General features: G+C 37.1%; 2 protein-coding genes. Both read right to left on the bottom strand.

Translation table 11 applies throughout. The features are described 5' to 3' along the window. Positions 1 to 53 precede the first annotated feature (53 nt). Positions 54 to 806: an IS21-like element helper ATPase IstB gene (gene istB / locus AAV98_RS19700; RefSeq protein WP_060667202.1), complete on the bottom strand. Its 753-nt coding sequence runs from the start codon at positions 804 to 806 to the stop codon at positions 54 to 56. Further along, a complete protein-coding gene (istA, locus tag AAV98_RS19705) occupies positions 799 to 2,088 on the bottom strand; it encodes an IS21 family transposase (protein WP_060667203.1) in 1,290 nt (429 codons plus the stop codon). Before istA ends, istB begins: the two co-directional genes overlap by 8 nt. Positions 2,089 to 2,179: the final 91 nt, after the last annotated feature.

Genomic DNA, 2,179 nt, shown 5'->3' on the forward strand with positions numbered 1-2,179 from the left:
TATAAATGTCAATGTAAGAATGTACATTTATGACTGTGTAAGAATGTACATTTTTAATCATTTTCTATTTCAAAATGATTCTTTATCCTGTATGAATCACCAACGATATTCACTACAGTAGCGTGATGTAGAACTCGATCTAATATCGCATTCGCTAACATAGTATCTTGAAAAACCCCGTCCCACTCCTTGAAGCTAATGTTAGTTGTTAGAATTGTGCTCTTTTTTTCATATCGCAAATCAATTAGCTGGAAGAATAACTTGGCATCCTCCCTGTCAATTGGGAGGTAGCCTATTTCATCAATGATTAAAAGCTTATATTTTGTATAGTGTTTTAATCTTGATTCTAATCTGTTTTCCAACTTCGCTCTCTTTAAATTCATGATTAGATCATTGCACTTAATAAAATAGGTGCTTGTTCTTTTCTTCGCTGCTGCTATACCAATAGAGGTTGCCAAGTGTGTCTTTCCTACCCCACTTGTCCCTAAGAAAACAATGTTCTCTTTCTCCTCAAGGAACCTCAACGAGGTAAAATCAAGCATCTGCTGTTTATTGATGGTAGGCTGAAATTCAAAATCGAATTCGCTTAGTTCTTTACGGTGGGGAAACCCTGCGACCTTCACCATTGAGTTGATCATACTTTTCTCTCGGACATCAATTTCATAATTCGTTAGTTTGACCAGTGTGTCGACGAATGACAATTGGTTATTCATACTAAAGTCAATCGTATCACTCAAATGTTCAATCATTTGTTTCAGATTTAAATATTCCAGGTTTTTAAGGAGTTGCTGATACGTGCTATTCATTTTTATATACCTCACTAATCGCTTGTAGATTTTTTCTGGCTAATTCTTTAATATCCGGGAATTTCCCAAGGCTCTGGGACAACGCCTCTACGTAATGATCTCTCTTATAATTAAGGCGAATCCGGCTAATTTGATGTTGTGCGATCAGATCGGTGTTATAATAAATATGAATTTGGTCGTCATAGACTTGTAGACCTACGGTCTTTCCTTTGTATTCAGCTGGAACTGAGTACTGGTTTGATTGGTAAGTAATCATATTGCTTGGATTTACTTTAACAAGTTTATGGCTGATTTTATAAGAGTCTCTTAGTTCTTTCCGTGGTAGGGGAAGTAGGAGGCTCTTTTCTTGTGGTAGTGCCAAAACAGGTATTTTCCCTGTACCTTGATGATAACTATGGTTAATGCGTTCACATAGCTTTTGGACAAAATGATTAAGTTCCTCATAATCAAACTTTCCTTGATATGCATGGATTTCATCCAATAACTTCATAGGAGATTCAACTTTCCCTTTTGTCCTCGGCCTTCCTGCAATACATGGCTGTACTTTGAATCCACAGTCCTTTGCGAACTGATGGAATCGTTCGTTCACCACTCCTTTCTTATACTCCGTTCTTGACTCATCCATTACCGTTTTCATGTTGTCAGTCACAATTACTTTAGGTACTCCACCCCAAGCTTCAAAACTCTCCATTAGGAAAGAGATGACAACGCTTTGGGATTTGGAAATGGATAAATGAAAGGCTCTGAATCTTGAATGAGCTAATAGTAGAACCCCCACATTCACATGAAGAACCTCTCCGTCCTTCGTTATGTACCTGATATTTTCTTTCCAATCAAATTGTGCTTGTTCTCCAGGAGCTGTTTCAAACCGGATAATGGACTTTACAGATTGGGTTCTTTTACCCTCTGTGAAGTACGCTTGGAACTCTGGCCTTTTGGATAAGTAAGCCCTGAAATTCGACTGTGAACACTTCAATCCATGGTTATCCTTTAGATACTGCCAAAGTACTCGCTTGTAATAAAAAATCTGTTTAGACTCATTAGAAAGAAGTAGGGCAATGACATTGTAATACTCGTCTATTTTAGAATTACTTTTCCTCTTTCCCTGGGGTACATAGCCGTTTAGATACTTATCTATCGTCCTCCGATCAACCTTCAACTCTCTGGCCAACTTACTTTTATTAATTTTCATATTCAGATTCTCCATAAGAAGCTTTAGTTTTGGTAAGTCCGTGATACACTTTATCTCTATCTCTGTTGTCACATCTAGCTGTATATGCATTCTCTCCACCTCAGGTAAAGTATGAATGCATTCCACAAAACTGTACATTCTTACGTAATCATTTTTGTACATAATTAAATTAGCATTTCTA

This window comes from Bacillus sp. CHD6a, from assembly GCF_001293645.1.
Lineage (GTDB): Bacteria > Bacillota > Bacilli > Bacillales > Bacillaceae_I > Sutcliffiella_A.

Bases quoted from the DNA above. Each gene is read 5' to 3' on its own strand.
- istB (WP_060667202.1), bottom strand. From the start codon at position 806: ATGAATAGCACGTATCAGCAACTCCTTAAAAACCTGGAATATTTAAAT.
- istA (WP_060667203.1), bottom strand. From the start codon at position 2,088: ATGCATATACAGCTAGATGTGACAACAGAGATAGAGATAAAGTGTATC.